Annotated in this window: 1 protein-coding gene; it reads left to right on the top strand. The window is 57.7% G+C overall.

Features of this window, described 5'->3' with window-relative positions; genetic code table 11:
• The coding region (locus Ga0451573_RS19540) for a hypothetical protein (protein WP_231685884.1) at positions 1-239 on the top strand (239 nt) is incomplete at both ends.

The raw sequence follows: 239 nt of genomic DNA, 5'->3' as shown, positions 1-239 counted from the left end.
CTCGCGGGAAATCCTGCGTTTTCTGATTTCCGACGGTCGGAGCTTTCCCGAGCTGACAGCGGCTCACTACAATGAGTTTGTCCTGCCCATGCTGACCATGTTTCAGAACCTCATTGAAAAGGGCGTCCGGGAAGGTGTCTTCCGGCCGGGAGTCGCGACCAGCGAGAGCAGCCATATCCTGCTCAGCCCGGCACTGACATTGACGATCGACAAACTCCTGGACTGCCAGACCAACCTGC

Source organism: Phosphitispora fastidiosa (assembly GCF_019008365.1).
Lineage (GTDB): Bacteria > Bacillota > Thermincolia > Thermincolales > UBA2595 > Phosphitispora > Phosphitispora fastidiosa.
The sequence above is the reverse complement of the archived record's forward strand: the minus strand, read 5'-3'. Positions and strand labels throughout refer to the sequence as shown.